The organism is Romboutsia sp. 13368 (assembly GCF_018336475.1).
Taxonomy (GTDB): Bacteria; Bacillota; Clostridia; order Peptostreptococcales; family Peptostreptococcaceae; genus Romboutsia.
In genome coordinates this window covers 582,199-582,435 of the sequence record NZ_CP048741.1, presented here as the reverse complement: position 1 = coordinate 582,435, position 237 = coordinate 582,199, and the positions used below count along the sequence as shown (strand labels likewise).

The window sequence follows — 237 nt, the reverse complement described above, 5'->3', positions numbered from 1 at the left end:
GAAACAATTGAACGARTTTTTGCCGATGCAAAAGAGAAACATGGTATGAGGTATACAAAATTAAGAGGTTTGTCGAAAATTAACATGGAGGTAAGCCTTATTTTCTCATGCATGAATCTAAAAAAATTAGCCAATTGGATGTGGAAAGATACATCTAATAATTTAAGGCTTACGCCTATTTTTAGTATGTTATCACTAAAAATCTTTATAAAAAAGAAAATAGCCATTTTATATAAA

At 28.4% G+C, this 237-nt stretch carries 1 protein-coding gene; it reads left to right on the top strand.

Annotation, left to right across the window (positions count from 1 at the left end):
• Positions 1-237, top strand: a 237-nt coding sequence (locus G3997_RS02420; protein WP_296647522.1) for a transposase, incomplete at both ends; no start/stop codon positions are given.